Origin of the sequence: Pseudomonas sp. LAMO17WK12:I5 (assembly GCF_900215165.1) — a bacterium.
Taxonomy (GTDB): Bacteria; Pseudomonadota; Gammaproteobacteria; order Pseudomonadales; family Pseudomonadaceae; genus Aquipseudomonas; species Aquipseudomonas putida_A.
In genome coordinates this window covers 22,467-39,745 of sequence record NZ_OBDS01000011.1, presented here as the reverse complement: position 1 = coordinate 39,745, position 17,279 = coordinate 22,467, and the positions used below count along the sequence as shown (strand labels likewise).

Below are 17,279 nucleotides of genomic sequence, written 5' to 3'. Positions count from 1 at the left end.
CTGCCTGTGGGCGTCGTGCACGGCACGCTACTTGCTGCCTCTTTTGCCAAAAACCAGCGGATGCCGCCTCATGCTCCACTCCCACCTCACCACACTCAACGCCGTCTCACTGGTGCTCAACACCTTCAAGGCCGAAGGCTTGTCGAGCGACGCGCTGTTGGCCGGCAGCGGCATCAGTGCGGCGGATCTGGCCCGTGCCGACACACGCATCACCACCAATCAGGAAATGCAGGTCTGCGCCAACGCGGTCGCGCTCAAGCATGACATTGGCCTGGAACTGGGCCGGCGGATGCACGTGTCCTGCTACGGCATCCTCGGTTACGCACTGCTCACCAGTGCCACCTTAGGTGACGCTTTGCGCCTGGCGATTCGCTATCCGGCGCTGCTGGGAACACTTTTCGAACTGAGCCTGGAAGACGACGGCGAGCGGGTCTGGTTCGTCGCCGCCGATTACCGCGAGAGTCCGTCGATGGCGGTGTTCAACGCGGAATTCTGCCTGGTGTCATTGAAGGTCATCTGCGACGACCTGCTCGGGCATCCGCTGCCATTGCTGGCGACACGCTTTGAACATGCCGCGCCGGATTACCGCGACAGCTACGCCGAACACTTCGCCAGCCCGCTGCACTTCGGCGCCAAGGACAATGCTTTCGCCTTTGACCGGCGCTGGCTCGATCAGCCGTTGCCATTGGCCGACTGCATCACCCACCAGGCCATGGCCGACCGCTGCCGCAAACAGAACATCGAGTTCACCGGACGTCAGGCGTGGCTGGGGCGGATTCGCCAGTTGCTCAGTGCCCAGCTCAATGCAGCACCGGGGCTTGAGGGGCTGGCCCAGCAAATGAAGTGCTCGCCGCGCACCTTGCGCCGCCATTTGAAGGACATGGGCAGCAGTTATCAGGAACTGCTCGACGAACTGCGCTTCGAGCGGGCCAAGCAGATGCTGTGTGAGGATCAACTGCCGATCTACCGCATCGCCGAGACCCTGGGCTTCAGCGAGACCGCGAGTTTCCGCCATGCGTTCGTGCGCTGGAGCGGGGTGGCGCCGAGCCAGTTTCGCCCTCATTGATGTTCCAATGTGGGAGCGGGCTTGCTCGCGAATTCGCAGTGTCAGTCGCGATCAATTTATCTGACATACCGTATTCGCGAGCAAGCCCGCTCCCACCGGGACGCATTTCATGCCTGAATCGAAGCAAGGCTGTACTGAAAAGAGGGGCGAATTGCGGTCAGAGTTTTTGGCCATATCGATCCCCTTTTGGCCTTTCCTGCCGTTCTCCGATTCGCCGCGCGCCGCAACACTGGGGGCAACCGAATCAGCCCCCTGCGGAGAACAACAAATGCTGACGATCTACTCGGACGATCACCACCTGCACCACGGCCGCTGCGAACTCATCGACGGCCAGCTCAAGCCGTGTTTCGAAATGCCGTCGCGCGCCGACCACGTGCTGCAACGGGTACAACACCAGAACCTCGGCCCGGTAGAAGCGCCAAAGGATTTTGGCCTCGAACCGATCGCGCGCATCCACAGCCGCGATTACCTCGACTTCTTCAAAGGGGCGTGGCAGCGCTGGACCGAATTCAACACCGACGGCGACCTGCTGCCCTACACCTGGCCCGCGCGCACCCTGCGGCAAATCAAACCGACCAGCCTGCACGGCCAGCTCGGTTACTACAGCTTCGACGGCGGCGCGCCGATCACCGCCGGCACCTGGCAAGCAGCCTACAGTGCAGCGCAAGTGGCGCTGACTGCGCAGGCCGAAATCCAGCGTGGTGCACGCAGTGCGTTCGCCCTGTGCCGACCACCGGGACACCACGCCGCCAGCGACTTGATGGGCGGTTATTGCTACCTCAACAACGCCGCCATTGCCGCTCAGGCATTCCTCGATGCCGGCCACAAGAAGGTCGCGATCCTCGACGTCGACTACCACCACGGCAACGGCACTCAGTCGATTTTCTACGAGCGCAGCGACGTGCTGTTCACCTCGATCCACGGCCATCCGGAAGCCGAGTTTCCATTCTTCCTCGGCTATGACGATGAACGCGGTGAAGGGGCCGGTGAAGGCTTCAACTTCAACTATCCGCTGCCGGCCGGTTCCGGCTGGGATGTGTGGAGTGCGGCGCTGGAACAGGCCTGCAACGAGATCGACAGCTACGGTGCCGACATCATCGTCGTGTCGCTGGGCGTCGACACCTTCAAGGACGATCCGATCTCGCAGTTCAAGCTCGACAGCCCGGATTACCTGGCCATGGGCAAACGCATCGCCGCCCTCGGCAAACCGACGCTGTTCGTCATGGAAGGTGGCTACGCGGTGGAGGAAATCGGCATCAACGCAGTGAACGTGCTCGAAGGGTTCGAACAATGAACCGACTCAAGCACTGCATTACGCCAGCCCTGTGCGCCGCGCTGCTCAGCGTCGGCGCCCACGCCGAAGAACGTACCCTGCGCGTCTACAACTGGTTCGACTACATCACGCCCAAGGCGTTGGAAGACTTCAAGGCACAGAACACCCAGACCAGACTGGTCTACGACATCTTCGACACCAACGAAGCACTGGAAGCCAAACTGCTGACCGGCAACTCCGGCTATGACGTGGTGGTGCCGTCCAACGTGTTCCTCGCCAAGCAGATTGAAGCCGGGGTGTTCCAGCCGCTGGATCGCAGCAAGCTGCCGAACTGGAATCATCTCGATCCGAAACTGATGAAGCTGATCGAAGCCAACGACCCGGGCAACAAATTCGCCGTGCCGTACATGTACGGCACCATCCTGATCGGCTTCAACCCGGCCAAGGTCAAAGCCGCGCTGGGCGATAACGCGCCGGTGGACAGCTGGGACCTGATTTTCAAGGAAGAGAACATCAGCAAGCTCAAGCAGTGCGGCGTCGCCCTGCTCGACTCGCCGTCGGAGATTCTGCCGCTGGCCCTGCAACACCTGGGTCTGGATCCCAACAGCAAAAATCCGGCGGACTATGCCAAGGCCGAAGCGCTGCTGATGAAGATCCGGCCGTACGTGACCTACTTCCATTCGTCCAAGTACATGGCCGACATCGCCAACGGTGACATCTGCGTCGCGGTCGGTTATTCCGGCAGCTTCTCGCAAGCGGCCAATCGCGCCAAAGAAGCGAAGAACGGTGTAGTGGTCGACATGCGCCTGCCCAAGGAAGGCGCACCGATCTGGTTCGACATGCTCGCTATTCCCAAGGGCGCGAAGAACCCGGAGGACGCCTACACCTTCATCAACTACCTGCTGCAACCGACGGTGATCGCGCCGGTCAGCGACTTCGTCGGGTATCCGAACCCGAACAAGGACGCCACCCAACTGGTCGACCCGGCGATCCGCAACAACCCCAACCTGTACCCGACCGATGCGGCGATGGGCACGCTTTACACCCTGCAACCGCTGCCGCGGGATGCCGAGCGGGCACGCACCCGGGCCTGGACCAAGATCAAGTCCGGCACCTGAGCCGACGCTGACGACAAGACCCGCCGCCGTGCGGGTCTTTTTTTGTCTGCGATATTTATCTACCACCTTCGGTGCTCGGCCCGTCACTACCTTGCAACGCATCGCTCGCCGCCTCTTTCGCGGTGTCTGCTGTTCTGACCAAGGATGTGACCATGCCAGAAACCCTCAACTCTCCCGCCGACCACAAGCTGCCGGACGATCAAGACGCCCTGCTTACCCAACTGGTCGCCGGCCCCTCAATCAGGGAAGTCGCCACCCGCGCCCTGCAACCGGCACTGAAGACGCTATACCCCAAGTTACAGATCGACCCGCGACTGGCAATGGTGGTGACACCTGGCTGGACCTTGCGTGACCAGCGTGTCGTCCCCGGGCCGCGACACTTCGAATCGCTGACCGATGCGCTGGTGCGGCATGGCGTCGCCAACAAGCCAGTGACCTACCTGGATGGCGAGCACTACCTCACCTTGCATCCTGCGCACGAGACACCGGTACAACTGCCCGTCAACATCGAGGCTATCGCCAGGCTGCTCAATGAACTGGCGCCGCTGCTGTTTGTTGCCTTCGAGGAACAACAGGTCGATTACTGGAACCAGTTCACCCGCGCCTCCGCCCCGCGCTGGCAGGGATTGTCCAGGTCCCTGCGCGAACTGTGGAACGTCGGGACGAACCCGGCGTGGGACGAAGATCAGCGCGCCATGGCTCAGAGTCTTTTCGACCATCCGCAAAAAACTGCCCGCAGTATCGATGATCGCTATCAGTCCCGCGCCTGCCTGATCGATCTGGACACCACGCGCGATGGTACTTCCAGTCACCTGCACGTCCTCGACATGGCCGTACTGATCGGCACGCTCGGCAGCCGCACGCTGATTCTCACCCACACCATCACTCGCGGTTTCCAGGCCTTCGATACCCTGCAGGAACTGGGTGCCTCACTGCAGACCCAGACGGAGGGACCGCCGCCTGCAACCCTGCAATGGCGGCTGATCGAACCTGACGGTGACTACTTCGATCATCTGGCGTGCAATCTGATCGCCCTGCAGGCCGACGCGATTGGCGAGCTGGCAAACGAACCGGCGACAACCAATCTGACGCCCCACGTCAGCCGCACGACCAACGAACTCGATCCCACGGACAAGCAGTCGTCTTCACGCTTCAACCTGGTCGAGCAAGCGTTGCCAGAGTGGATGGTCGACGCCTCGCCCAGCGACCTGACTGCCTACAGCCGTCATCTGATGGATCTGGCGCAGGTGCAAAGTCAGAACGCCGAGCAGTCCTTTGACGACGGCATCAAACCGATTCGCGAGTTCGCGCTGGAGCAACTGGAGGCGGCCCTGCTCAAGGAGCATCCCGAAGCCACTGAACTGAATCTGGTCGAGATTCGCATCGTGGTCGACAGCGTGGTGGTGTGGGGCAGTTTCACACCGTTGCTGGAGCCAGAACGCAGCACCTTCAGCCTGGTCGACCTGGCGTTGCAGAACCTGATTGCCTTGCCGTTGGGCAACAAGACCGTGAGCAGTATCGGCAGCACTGCGGTGCCGGCATGGATGACGGCTGATTATCTGGAGAGGTTGATCATCAGTGTCGACATCGGCCAGACCTATCCTGCGCTGATCAGGCAAAAACTGCGCGATGACCCGCTGGAAAGCCTGCGACGGCAGAACCTGTTCACCAGCCGGCTGCGTGTCGAATTGCCGTTACTGGCGTTGCAGCAGAAGATTCGCGCGCAGGGCGGGGTCGACGAGGCGGGCTATCGCTATGTCGCGGCCGTGGTTCAATTGCTGGATGACAATCGCCGGGTGGACGGTCAGGAGATCGTCATTCGACCGCTGGCCTTCAATCCCGCGTGGCGCCCGGGGACAACCACCGATGAAGTGGCCAACATGTTCGTGATCGGCCCCCGACAGATGGACAAGGGACCCTGCCTGCTGTACCGGCCCCTGTCCGATCATGCCTTGCTCCAGTACCCGTCGCCGGCCAACCTGGTGTACGCCATCAAGCATTCACCGACATTGCGTCAGTCGGTCCTCGCCTGGTTGCCGGACAGTGCGCGCGCCAACTATGCCAATTACGTATTCAGCGATGATCGACCCTCGGTATGGTCGCTCTCACAACTGCTCGCCGATCCCCTGACTTCCTTGCAGATGAGCGGCACGCTGACCTTGGGAACAGCAGTCATCGCTACCAATTACCTGGCTTTTCTGTTCAAGGCCAACGTCAGCGCAATGGTCGAACTGGCGAATCGGCAATCGGTGTCCAATAGCGAAAGTCGCTGGGAGAGCTTCAAGCATGCGAGCTGGATGATCCTCAGCGCCGCGCTGCCGTTTTTCGGTCGAACCGTCGGTACCGCCGCCTGGATCTGGCAGGTGCTAGACGATCTGCAACAAACCTTCGACGCCGCTGCCACAGGCGACACCGGGCAGCAGAAAACCGCGATGACCGATCTGTTGCTGACCCTGGCCATGGTGCTCGCCCATCACGCCAGCACCCGTAACGCGACGCCTCGGGACATCACTGAAAAGAAGCCGGTGACCGTCGAGACCGAGCCCAGGGAGCCGGTGCCACCAACGCCGGTAAACATCGTGCAACGCCCTGATGTGATCGGGGATTATCCGGCGCAACATCAGACTTCGCTGATGACCGACACCGCCCTGAGCCTGACCCAAACCCTGGATCGGTTTGCCGTTACGCGCCCCGAAGCGCTCACCCCGCCCGCCAGCGACGCCGGCCTTTATCGTCACCTTTATCGACATGCCAGCGGGTACTACGCACCCGTGGGTGAGCGCTGGTTCGAAGTGGCGGTCGCCGACACCGGTGAGGTTTCGATCATCAATTCGCAGCGACAGCCCGGACGTCAGGGCCCCGGGTTGATCCGCAATCGACGGGGCGAGTGGTTCGTCGACACTCGCCTGCGTCTGCGCGGCGGTGGTCTGTCGAGTCGGCGCAAGGCCAAACGACGGGAAAACAATGAACGCATCGCCGAACTCAAGAAACAACTGACCGAGTTCGATAACACGCGCGAGCAGGCCCGCGCAGAGCTGACAGCCGCCCACACCGCCATGACCACGGCCAGCGATGACACTCTGGTGGCGCAGCAGACCACGTTTCTTGCAGCACTTGAACGCCGCACCGGGGAATACGCGGCTCCCATCGACCAGCTGAAATCGCTGAACCTGCTTGAGACCGTACCCCATTTCCGCACCGCCATGACCGAGATGCTCGGTACCCAGTTGTTCTTCAACCAGACATGGCTCACTCAACGTGACCCCCTCTTCGCCAGAATCCTCAAGGAAACCCTGGTGCTGCTCGAGGCCGAGGAAACGGCTGCAGGCACCGGTGACCCCGTCACCTACCGCAGAATGTACGATTTGACCGAGGACATGATCAGCAAGATCGAGTTTGCCCAGTCACGTTTTCAGGAGTTGAGCCGACTGGGCAAACGTGCCGCTGAAGTCGCCAATACCTATCGCGCAAAGCTGCCTGTGTTCAGTCTCAATGATCTCAAGGCACTTCAGGTGTCGCTGGCTCGCGACATCTGCCTGAAAGAGCAGGCTTCGCCAGCGCTGACTCAGGCGCAAGGCGATCTGGTACGCCTGCTCGACACAACCAACCTGGTGATTCAGACCTCCCAGGAACTGCTGCTCGACCAGACCAGCCTGGGGGCCAACGAGCGGATCGAAGGCCTCAACGGCATGCTCGAACAGTTCGTCGCCATCGATCAGTCGTTCGAGGATTTCGCCCTCAACCACAAGGATGTGTTGCTCGACGAGCCCTTCAGCCACACGCGTAAACGAATCAACGAGTTTCAACGCCAGACCGAAGAGCACCTGGCGCAATTGCTCCTCGAACACCGGCCGGTGGAGCCTCGGCCCGGTCCTTCAAGGCCAGCGCCAGCCTCACGTAAACGGATTATCAAAACCCGCTTCAAGGGCACAGTGGTCGGCGAGTTGCGTTCCTCGGCGCCAGGGCAACCGGTTCTGCTTGACGTGAAAGCGCCCATGACCGGGAACGTCATCGCCACGTTTCACGAGAAAACGCCCGGTGTCTGGGTCGAACGCATTCAGCCCGGACGGCGCCGCCCGCCTGCTCCGGTAGCGGATCTCGCCACCCAGATCAGCCAGGGCCAGACGCTCCTCGATGGCGTAGAAAGCTTCATCCGGCAAACCGAAGCCCATGCCAAAAAACCCGGTCGGATTCCGGTGGAGATCGAAGAGCAGTTCCAGCGCAAGGCCGAACAGCTCGACGAAAGCGCGAAAAGCCTTGAACAGGCCCGGCTGCGGGCGAACAGCACCGAGGAGCCGCCAGCCCTGATCGCCCAATTGAACCAGGCGGGTGAACGCCTGTACGCCGAGGGCTACCGGATACGGGTCGAGATGACCAAGCAACAACCGCCAACCGCCGCCCGGGTCGAATGGTTATTGCACAAAAATGAGATCGACATTGTGTCTGGCGGTGCCCGGCGTCGCCTCAAAGGCCCGCGCAGGGATTATCTGCAGGAGTACGAAATTCGCGAGCGGCGCACCGGCAAGACGTTGTGGTACGCGCACTTCCATTACAACAGCCCCGATGCACCGGCCGACGCCTTCACCGCCGCCCATTTGAAACTGCAGGAGCAACGGCGGATGGCCGGCGCCTTCGACCTGGACTCAGCCACCAGCAGCCCGCAAATCATCGCTATCTATCGCAGCGCGATCAGCCCGCAGCTGGCGCGTTCGCTGTTTTTCTCATAAGCCCCAAACGTCAAAAAGGACAATGACAATGACTGAGCATTCAGCGAACACCGAAACCCATGCATTGCTGCAAAAGAGCCAGATCGTCCATCAGACCAGTCGCGGGCCCACGGTCGATGAAGTCGCCAGCGCAGTGCTGCGTCAGGCGCTCGAAGCGCTATATCCACGACGCAAGATCGATCCCGAGCAGGCCATGATCGGCACGCCACAATGGCAATGGCTGAACGCGGAACGAGTGGCCCTGCAGACCCGATTTGAATCACTGACAGAGGCACTCGTCCGGCAATTTTTCAACGGCTCCAGCGCCAACTATCTGGAGGGTGAACACTTTCTGACCTTGAACCACCAGGCCACGCCAGTGGTGCATATGGATGTCGATATCGAGGCCATTGCCGATCTGCTCAACGATTATGCGCCCCTGTTGTTTGTTGCCTTCGCCGAGCGACAGCTGGATTACTGGAACAGCACCCGACGCCAATTGCCGCGCTGGCAAGAACTCTCCGATGCCCTGCGCGAAGCCCTGAACGTCCATAACGCCGAGGGCTGGGACGATGAACAGTGCCTGGTCGCCCGGGCGATTTCGCGGCGCCCGGACAAACAGGAGCGCCAGCGTCACGACATAACACTGTCGGACATCCGGGTGTGCCTGATCGACATCGACTCGGTCGATGCTCAAGGCGCTGCCCGGCACCTGATTCTGGGCGGCGCCGTGGTGATTTTCGGACGCTATGGCCTGCGCGATCTGGTCATGATGTACACCGTGGAAGATGGTTACGAGACATTCGACTCTCTGCAGCAACTGGGTGAATCACTGCCGCAGCGTATCGAACTGTTGCCGGCCGGACAGAATCTGCAGTGGCAGTTGTTCGAACCCGAGGGCAATTTTTTCGACCACATGGCGTGGGTCCTGATTGCCAACCAGCTCGATGCCATCCGGGCAATCACCCGACAAAGTCTCGACGAGGAAAGCGAGGACGGCTCCTCCCTTCTGCCCCTGATCGAGCAAGCCAGCGAACCGCAGAAAAACACCCTCATCGACCTCGATGATTCGATACCCGACTGGTTGCTCGACGCTTCGGCTTCCGAGCTCGATCAATACAGCCAATCGATCAATGCGCTGGGCCAGTTGTACCGGCAGGCAGACAAGGCGCTGTTGCCAATCCCGCCGATCGATACCTATGCACGCAATTGCATGCGTGAGGCGATCATTGCCGATCAGCCATCGGCGGCCGGGCTGCCTTTGGACAAATTGCAAATCCGCATCACCAACAGCTTCGAATCGGGAGGCGTGACACTGCCCGATCCGCATGACACCCATGTCGAAACCCTGGGCGAGTACGCCTTGCAAAACCGCACGCCGTATCTGGCGACTCTGCAATTCGACCCGCCACAAGCGCTGCCGCAGTGGCTGACTGTCGCCTACCTGACGAAGATGGCAAACAAGATCGACATGGGTGAGGTATACCCCGGCTTGATCAGGGACAGACTGATCAACGATCCGCAGCAGGCCCCCCTGCAGCAGCGCTTTTACATCCGCCAGTTGCACGCACTGCTGCCGCTGATTGCACTGGAATCCAAGCTGCGTCGCCTCGGCGGCGTGGATGAGCAGGGTTATCGCTGTGTCCAGGAGTGGCTCAAACCGATACCCGGTCATCCACACACTGTGGTCATTCGTCCGCTGACGTTTATCCATGCCGGGGAGACTGTTGGCGATGTTGTCACCAACATGTTCATCATTGCTCCGCGTCTGCCTGGAGCCGGGCCATGCCTGCTGTATCGTCCGTTGCTTGAGCAGCCATTGCTGCAATTCCCTTCAACGCAAAACCTGCTGTACGCCGTCCATCAGCCAGGCGAACTGAGAGATTCGGTGCTGGCGTGGCTGGCGGATTCCCAAACCAGCTTCAAATATGCCCAATACACCTTCCCCATCGGTCTGCCCAGTCCGTGGCTGGGCGCGCAATTGCTCGCCGAGCCCTGGACCAGCGTCAAGTGGGCCGGGCCGGTCGGGCTTGCCTCCACGGCGCTGACTGGCGACGTGTTCCCGGTGCTGTTCAAGACCCATGCACTGGCGATGGCCGAACTCGCCGACCGACAGTCGTTGTCCAATGCGCAACGCCGCTGGGCCTTGCTGCGAGACAGCGGGTGGGCGTTGTTCAACGTTGCCGCGAACTTTCTCTGCGGCCCGGCAGGCGCGGCGATCTGGGTCTGGCAAAGCATCAGCGAAATCGATCAGGTCGTGGATGCCCACAACCGTGGCGATACCCACGCCCAGTGGAGCGCGGTTGCCGATATGTTGCTGAACCTGGGCATGATCCTGGCCCATCATGCGGCCACCCAACGCACAACCGGCCCCCGCACAGCGTTGCGCAGCGAAGGCGCAAGCGATATCGAAAGCGAAGGACTGCCCCGGATCCAGACCGCCCCTGCACAAGCGCCTGTCCCGCCCACGGTTACACACGTCACCACGCTGCTGAAGGACCAACTCCCGGCCAGCCATTACTCCTCGCTTGAAGCCTACGGCTCGGTGCCCCGGCGTTCGCCCGGTGCCTTGGCAACGTTTCTGAATACTCTGGCCGTGCCGGCTCCCGACCTCACGGCAGCCGCCGTGGAAACCCTGCTGCGCGGCAAGGCGACCCTGTATCGCCTCGCTACCAGCACCTATGCGCAGGCGGGCGATCGCTGGTTCCGCGTGATTGAAAACGATGACCAGCAGGTGCAAATCGTTGATCCGCAGACACCGTCAAAAACCGGTCCGCTGCTGATTCACAACCAGCAAGGCCAATGGTTCGTGGATACCCGACTGCGTCTGCGCGGTGGCGCCGGGGGCACCAGCCTGCAAAGTCAGCTCAAGGCCCAGCGCAAGGAAAAGGAAACCCAGAGGAACCAGCTCGGTACGGCTCTGGAAGCATTCAGAAATCAGGAAGCCGTCGGCAACGCTGCTCTGGAACAAGCCCAGTCAGCCATGCTTGGCGCCTCCGGACAAGCCCACGAAGAGGCGACCCGGCGTTACCTTGAACACGTCGAAAAGCTGATCGGGGATTACGACGAGGCCTTGAAAATACTCGGCCAATGGCGCCTCAAAGGGGGGAGCGATGGCTATTTCGTCGAATTGCAGCGCATGACCACTTTGCTGCAAAAAAACCTCAGCCTCTGGTTCGTTCTCAAACGCAACGCTTACGCAGTATTGACCCGTAAATTGGCTCAACACACGGTCATCGATACACCGCAAGCGCTGCAAAGTTACAACGAGGAACTGCACCAGGCTCTGGCGTTGAGCCAGGACATGATCGCCCGCCTGCAGCTTTCCCGTACCTCCTTGGAAACCCTCGACACCATCGGCAGTGCAGGCATGACCACCGCGCAACGCTTGCGCCAACTGCTCCCGGCGTTTAACCAGTGGGACCTGAAATCCAATGCCATCGGCATGTCTCACGAGTTGTGCATGCAGGAAACAGCCACCGAAGCGGCGCGGGAAGCCACCGGTTGGCTGATAATCGAAGCCGCCACCGCCACACACCGCCATGCCGCCCTGATCAGGAAACCCGACAACGGCGACAGCACTGCGCTGCGCATTGATCGTCTGAGCCGACTGATTGATGTCTATGTCGATGCCGATCAGCGTCTGGGGGACTTGCCAGGCGAATATCCGGGCATGGTGGTTGCGGCAGAACTGACGCGGCTAAGAAGCTTGCTCGGCGAATTCAGACAACTGGCGCAGGAGCAACTGAGCGAACTGCTGCCGGAAACCGGAGCCCGCAGCACGCCGGCCACACCGGGCCCCTCTGTCGCAGGACCGTCCCGACCGGTTGGCAAGGTCACCAAAAGCCGGCCTCGTGACCCTGCGCCCGCCAGGCCCGCAGCCGCCAGCGAATCACCTCTGGAAGAAATGCTTCCCGTCAGACCCACCGCCTCCCCGACGACGCAGGTGGGCGACATCGAGTTCATTGCCGATGCCCTGAACCAGAATGAGCGAGTGCAGGCGTTCATTGACCGGACCCGGCGTGACGCTCTGAGGCCCAACCGCATACCGGCAGACATGCAGGATCTGTTCGATCAGCAGGCTCGGCGACTGGAACAGATTGCTGCCAGCGTCGAACAGGCGCAGGCACGCATTGTCGCCTCTGGAGGCACGCGGTTGCCGGTGGGCAACTTGAGTGCGGAACTCAACAGCGCCGCGATCCGGTTACGTGCTCAAGGCATCGCCGTGCGCGCCAGTCTGCTCAAGGACCGCCAACCTCGACAAGCCTATTTGCAATGGTTGCTGGACAATCATCAGGTACGGATCGTCAGGAACGTCCAGGGCCGGATCAAGACCAAAAAGCGCCAGGATTATTTTCAGGAGTATCAGATACTCGACAGCACCCAGCATGATCAGCCGTTATGGCTCGCGCATTTTCACTACGACTCGCCCGAAGCCGCGCCGGAACAATTCACCGCGGCGCACCTGAAAATCGCCGATGCGCATTTGAAGACCCTCAGCGCAGAACGTCGACAGGCTCTGACAAGTCTGACGCCAATCGATTACGTGCTGCGCCGGATTGGCGATCCGAGCCTGTTCCTGCAACTCGAAGCACAACCGTGATACCGCCGTCGGGCGCGTCGATCCGCGCCCGCTTCAGAGGGTGTGCCACACGGTTCGCAAACGCTCGAGCGCCGCTTCGATTGCGCGCTCAGGCACCGCGGCAAAGCCCAGCACCAGTCCGGCGCGCTGGTCGACCGGGGTCGTGGAATCAGGCAGCCAATAGCTGCTCAGACCATTGATCTCGACGTCAACGCTACGCGCCAGTTCGATCAGTTGGCTTTCACGCGCCACACTGGCGACCGGCACGGTCAGGTGCAGCCCGGCGGCAACGCCGGGCAACTGGCCGACGCCCGGAATTTTCTGCGGCCAGCCACCGAGCAGGACATTGCGTCGGCTCAGCGCCGCGCGGCGCATGCGTCGGATGTGCCGCTGGAAATGCCCGGCGGCCATGAACTCGGCCATCACCGCCTGGGTACTGACTTCGGAGTGACGCACATCCACCGCACGCCTTTGCGCAAATGCCTCCACCAACCCCGGCGGCAACACCAGATACCCCAGGCGCAACGCCGGGAACGCGACCTTGCCGAACGTGCCGACATACAGCACTCGCCCCTGTCGATCGAGAGCGGCCAAAGGCGCCAGCGGCGCGCCGCTGTAACGATACTCGCCATCGTAATCATCCTCGACGATCCAGCCCTGCGTGCGCTCGGCCCAGGCCAGCAATTCGAGGCGGCGGGCCAGACTCATTACCACCCCCGTGGGGTACTGGTGGGATGGCGTGACATAGATAAGGCGGCAATCGGTCAGTCCTGCCAGTTGCTGACAGTCGATTCCCTCGCTGTCCACCGCCACCCCGTGCAACCGGGCACCGGCCACGGCGAAGGCATGACCGGCCGCTCGATACCCGGGATTTTCAATCGCTACGCCGTCGCCCGGCGCTACCAGCAACTGTGCACAAAGGCTTATGCCCTGCTGTGCGCCACTGGTGATCACAATTTGCTCAGCCGTGCACTGCATGCCCCGTGAGCTGCGCAAATAGGCCGCGATCATCCCGCGCAACCGCGCATCGCCCGCCGGATCGCCATAACACAACTGCTGCAAATCCGGCTTGCGCCAGAAAGCCGCGTTCAGCTTGGCCCAGACGTCAAACGGGAACAGATCGAAGGCTGGAACGCCGACCCGAAAAGCACGCGGCGGACCACTGGGTGGCAGGGCCAGATGATTGTTTTCAACCCGCCGCAATGCATCGCTGTGGATAACTTTACTGGATGGAACCACAGGTAAATCCAGCCAATTTGTGGATAAGGCTGTGGGTAAGCTTGTTGAAAACCCTGTGGATACTTTTGTGGATAGTTTTTTTGTGGGCAATGCGCTTTGCGGCAATTGCGCCACATACGTGCCGTCCCCGACGCGGCCCTCGATGAAGCCTTCGGCGTACAACTGATCGTAGGCGCGCACCACGCTGTTGCGGGAAATCGCCAATGCCGCCGCCAGATCACGGCTGGCCGGCAGCCGCGTGCCACTGGCCAGACGCCCGTCCAGCACCCGCAGGCGCAGCGCCTGATAGAGCTGGCGGCTCAAACCCTGACGGCGGTCGAGCTCGATACCGGCCGGATTAAACGGCATGGACAGCGTGGGCGATTCGGGCATGACAATGGACCTATGAAATTGGTCATCAATGGCTCTTACAACAGACCAATAGCCTGCCTAGGATGCAGGCATTCGCCAAGGAAAATCTATCCATGTACACGCCCCGCGCCTTTGCCATCGACGAACTGTCGCAACTGCACGAACTGATCCTCGCCAGCCGTCTCGCGATTCTGGTGAGCCACGGTGAAAACGGCCTTCAAGCCAGCCACGTGCCAGTGCTGCTGCACCGCGAACAAGGCCCGAACGGCACGCTGTACGGGCACCTGGCCAAAGCCAATCCGCAATGGAAAGACCTGCGCGACGGCGCTGAAGCGATGCTGATATTTGCCGGCCCCGACGCCTACGTCAGCCCGGGGTTTTACCCAAGCAAGACTGAGCACGGCAAAGTCGTGCCGACCTGGAACTACGTCGCCGTGCACGCCTACGGTCACGCCGAAACCTTCAGCGACGGCGGGCGCCTGCTCGACATCGTCAGCACGCTGACTGATCGCCATGAAGCCGGTCGCGCACAACCATGGAAGGTCGACGATGCGCCGGCCGACTACATCGACGGCATGCTCAAGGCCATCGTCGGTTTCGCTATTCCCATCGACCGCCTCGAAGGCAAGCGCAAGCTCAGCCAGAACCGCAGCGCCGAAGACATTGCCGGCGTGCGCGAAGGCCTGGCTGCCAGCCCCGACATCGCCGACCGAACCCTCGCCCACTTGATGCGTTAAGGAAATCAGCATGAGTCAGATCCAGATCCGCCCGGTGACCGCCGGTGATCACGCCGCCTGGTTGCCGCTGTGGCAGGCCTACCTGCGCTTCTACAATACCGAGTTGCCGGACGCCGTCACGCAGAGCACCTGGCAGCGTTTCCTCGACCCGAGCGAGCCGACCCACGCCGCCCTCGCCTGGGCTGACGGCAAAGCAGTGGGCATGGTGCATTTCATTTATCACCGCTCCAATTGGAGCATCGAAAACTCCTGCTACCTGCAGGACCTGCTGGTGGCGCCGGAGACTCGTGGCACCGGCGTCGGTCGCTTGCTGATCGAACACGTCTACGCCACTGCCAAGGCCGACGGTTGCTGCAAAGTGCATTGGCTGACCCACGAAACCAATGCCACCGCGATTCAGCTCTACGAGCGCATCGCCGAGCGCCCGGGATTCATCCAGTTTCGCAAAGCCATTTAAGGAGCCGCGTACATGACCACTGCACTTGCCGACTGGAAAGGCGTCCCCGCCCCCACCGCCACCTTGCTCGAAGGCCGCTTCATCCGCCTGGAACGCCTCGACCCGGCGCGCCACGGCGACGAGTTGTTCAACGCCCTCGAAGGCCCCGGCGCCGACCCGAAGCTGTGGGATTACTTGCCCTATGGGCCGTTCCCGCAACGCAGCGTTTTCAATGACTGGCTGAACAACCATGCGGCCAGCAGCGATCCGTATTTCTTCAGCGTGATCGACCGCGTCACGGGCCAGGTGCAAGGCATTCTGAGCCTGATGTCGATCGTCCCGGCGCAGGGGCGCATCGAGATCGGCCACGTCACCTTCGGTGCGCCAATGCAACGTTCACCGAAGAGTACCGAAGCGGTTTACCTGTTGGCCAAATACGCCTTCGAACAGGGCTATCGTCGCCTGGAGTGGAAGTGCAACAACGGCAACGCCCGCTCCAAATACGCCGCCGAACGTCTGGGTTTCAGCTTCGAAGGCGTGTTCCGTCAGCACATGGTGGTCAAGGGCCAGAACCGCGATACCGCGTGGTATTCGATTGTGGATTCGGAGTGGCCGGCGATTGCGACAGGGTTCGAGCAGTGGTTGAGCGATGCCAACCAGACGCCGACCGGGCAGGTGAAAGGTTTGATCGAGTGCCGTTCCTGAGTCTGTAAATGTAAAAGATCGCAGCCTGCGGCAACTCCTACAGGGTGTAGCTGAGCTGCCGCTGACTGCGATCTTTTGATGCTTATTTACACCAGTTTCTGCGCCAACACCGCGATGTGTTCCGGCCCGATCCCGCAGCAACCGCCCAAATGGCTGGCGCCCCGCTGCTGCCAATCCTTCGCCCAGTGCAGATACCCCGGCGGATCCAGATCGTCGCGCAACGGGTCGAGGCCGTCGTTGGCGGTCGCCTCTTTCGGTTGCGGTGGAAACGCGTTGGCATACGCGCCGATGTGAATCTGCACACCCAGGCGTTCGAAGGTATCGCGCGCCGCATCAATCGCCGCACCGATCACTTCCGGCTGGCTGCAGTTGAACAGCAGCGTCTCGACGCCCAATTCCGCCGCCACCGCCGCTGCTTCGGCCACCGGTTCGCCGGAACGCAGACGTGGCACCTCGTCGGTGTCTTCATCCTTCAAAGTAAACGACAGCCAGAACGGTTTGCCGTCCTGCGGCAGACTGGCGCGAATGGAACGCGCCTCGATGATCGAGCTCTGGGTTTCCGCCAGCCACAGGTCGACATGTGGCGCCAGGCCGGTTACCAGTGGCGTCAGCAATTCGTTCACCCGCGCCGCTTCGAACAGATCCGGGCGATAGGAGCCGAACAGCGGCGGCAACGAACCGGCCACTCGCACCGCTTTGCCCGAGGCCTGCACCGCACGCTGCGCCAGCTCTCCGGCCAACGCCGCCAGTGCCTGACCTTCAGCGGCAAACCGCGCCTCGCCGATGTGAAACGGCACGACCGCATAGCTGTTGCTGGTGATCACATTGGCGCCGCTGGCGATGTAGGCGGCGTGCACCGCTTCGACAGCTTGCGGTGCTTCGATCAGGGCCAGCGCCGACCACTCGGGCTGCCGAAACGGCGCCCCGGCGCGTTGCAACTCACGGCCCATGCCGCCATCGAGAATTACCGTGCTTGCTGTGCCCATATGCTTTTCGCTCATATGCTTATGAAAATTACTCACTACCAGAGTGGTTCTTATAACTATTTAATACGCACCATTCGGTT

General features: G+C 61.3%; 10 protein-coding genes. 8 read left to right on the top strand and 2 right to left on the bottom strand.

The window, feature by feature from the left end; translation table 11 throughout:
- Window positions 1–70: 70 nt before the first annotated feature.
- The 5 genes from CRO59_RS20030 (at window position 71) to CRO59_RS20010 (ending at window position 12,766) form a co-directional block, all read left to right on the top strand.
- A complete protein-coding gene (locus CRO59_RS20030; protein ID WP_097089443.1) occupies window positions 71–1,066 on the top strand; it encodes an AraC family transcriptional regulator in 996 nt (331 codons plus the stop codon).
- A 268-nt stretch (window positions 1,067–1,334) separates the two neighbouring features.
- Complete coding sequence (locus CRO59_RS20025; protein ID WP_096795419.1) at window positions 1,335–2,360, top strand: histone deacetylase family protein; 1,026 nt, start codon at window positions 1,335–1,337, stop codon at window positions 2,358–2,360.
- A complete protein-coding gene (locus CRO59_RS20020; RefSeq protein ID WP_097089442.1) occupies window positions 2,357–3,457 on the top strand; it encodes a polyamine ABC transporter substrate-binding protein in 1,101 nt (366 codons plus the stop codon). Before CRO59_RS20025 ends, CRO59_RS20020 begins: the two co-directional genes overlap by 4 nt.
- A 152-nt stretch (window positions 3,458–3,609) precedes the next feature.
- Window positions 3,610–8,184, top strand: a complete 4,575-nt coding sequence (locus tag CRO59_RS20015; RefSeq protein ID WP_097089440.1) for a dermonecrotic toxin domain-containing protein — start codon at window positions 3,610–3,612, stop codon at window positions 8,182–8,184.
- A gap of 28 nt (window positions 8,185–8,212) precedes the next feature.
- Complete coding sequence (locus CRO59_RS20010; RefSeq protein WP_097089438.1) at window positions 8,213–12,766, top strand: hypothetical protein; 4,554 nt, start codon at window positions 8,213–8,215, stop codon at window positions 12,764–12,766.
- A 33-nt stretch (window positions 12,767–12,799) separates the two neighbouring features.
- On the opposite strand, the gene CRO59_RS20005 is transcribed toward CRO59_RS20010, so the two are convergent.
- Window positions 12,800–14,356, bottom strand: a complete 1,557-nt coding sequence (locus CRO59_RS20005) for a PLP-dependent aminotransferase family protein (protein ID WP_097089437.1) — start codon at window positions 14,354–14,356, stop codon at window positions 12,800–12,802.
- Window positions 14,357–14,448: 92 nt separating this feature from the next.
- Between CRO59_RS20005 and CRO59_RS20000 the strand changes: the two genes are divergently transcribed.
- Genes CRO59_RS20000 through CRO59_RS19990 form a run of 3 tightly spaced genes read left to right on the top strand, consistent with a single transcriptional unit; the run spans window position 14,449 to window position 16,213 of the window.
- Complete coding sequence (locus CRO59_RS20000) at window positions 14,449–15,072, top strand: FMN-binding negative transcriptional regulator (RefSeq protein ID WP_097089435.1); 624 nt, start codon at window positions 14,449–14,451, stop codon at window positions 15,070–15,072.
- A gap of 10 nt (window positions 15,073–15,082) precedes the next feature.
- Complete coding sequence (locus CRO59_RS19995) at window positions 15,083–15,529, top strand: GNAT family N-acetyltransferase (RefSeq protein ID WP_097089433.1); 447 nt, start codon at window positions 15,083–15,085, stop codon at window positions 15,527–15,529.
- A gap of 12 nt (window positions 15,530–15,541) precedes the next feature.
- Window positions 15,542–16,213, top strand: coding sequence for a GNAT family N-acetyltransferase (locus CRO59_RS19990; RefSeq protein WP_027610352.1), 672 nt, complete (start codon window positions 15,542–15,544; stop codon window positions 16,211–16,213).
- Window positions 16,214–16,299: 86 nt separating this feature from the next.
- Here CRO59_RS19990 and CRO59_RS19985 read toward each other — a convergent pair whose 3' ends face one another.
- Window positions 16,300–17,199 (bottom strand): homocysteine S-methyltransferase family protein, encoded by a 900-nt coding sequence (locus CRO59_RS19985; RefSeq protein WP_097089431.1) that lies wholly within the window; start codon window positions 17,197–17,199, stop codon window positions 16,300–16,302.
- Window positions 17,200–17,279: the final 80 nt, after the last annotated feature.

Bases quoted from the DNA above. Each gene is read 5' to 3' on its own strand.
- CRO59_RS19995 (WP_097089433.1), top strand. From the start codon at position 15,083: ATGAGTCAGATCCAGATCCGCCCGGTGACCGCCGGTGATCACGCCGCC.
- CRO59_RS20030 (WP_097089443.1), top strand. From the start codon at position 71: ATGCTCCACTCCCACCTCACCACACTCAACGCCGTCTCACTGGTGCTC.
- CRO59_RS20010 (WP_097089438.1), top strand. From the start codon at position 8,213: ATGACTGAGCATTCAGCGAACACCGAAACCCATGCATTGCTGCAAAAG.
- CRO59_RS20005 (WP_097089437.1), bottom strand. From the start codon at position 14,356: ATGCCCGAATCGCCCACGCTGTCCATGCCGTTTAATCCGGCCGGTATC.
- CRO59_RS20020 (WP_097089442.1), top strand. From the start codon at position 2,357: ATGAACCGACTCAAGCACTGCATTACGCCAGCCCTGTGCGCCGCGCTG.
- CRO59_RS20015 (WP_097089440.1), top strand. From the start codon at position 3,610: ATGCCAGAAACCCTCAACTCTCCCGCCGACCACAAGCTGCCGGACGAT.
- CRO59_RS20025 (WP_096795419.1), top strand. From the start codon at position 1,335: ATGCTGACGATCTACTCGGACGATCACCACCTGCACCACGGCCGCTGC.
- CRO59_RS19990 (WP_027610352.1), top strand. From the start codon at position 15,542: ATGACCACTGCACTTGCCGACTGGAAAGGCGTCCCCGCCCCCACCGCC.
- CRO59_RS19985 (WP_097089431.1), bottom strand. From the start codon at position 17,199: ATGGGCACAGCAAGCACGGTAATTCTCGATGGCGGCATGGGCCGTGAG.
- CRO59_RS20000 (WP_097089435.1), top strand. From the start codon at position 14,449: ATGTACACGCCCCGCGCCTTTGCCATCGACGAACTGTCGCAACTGCAC.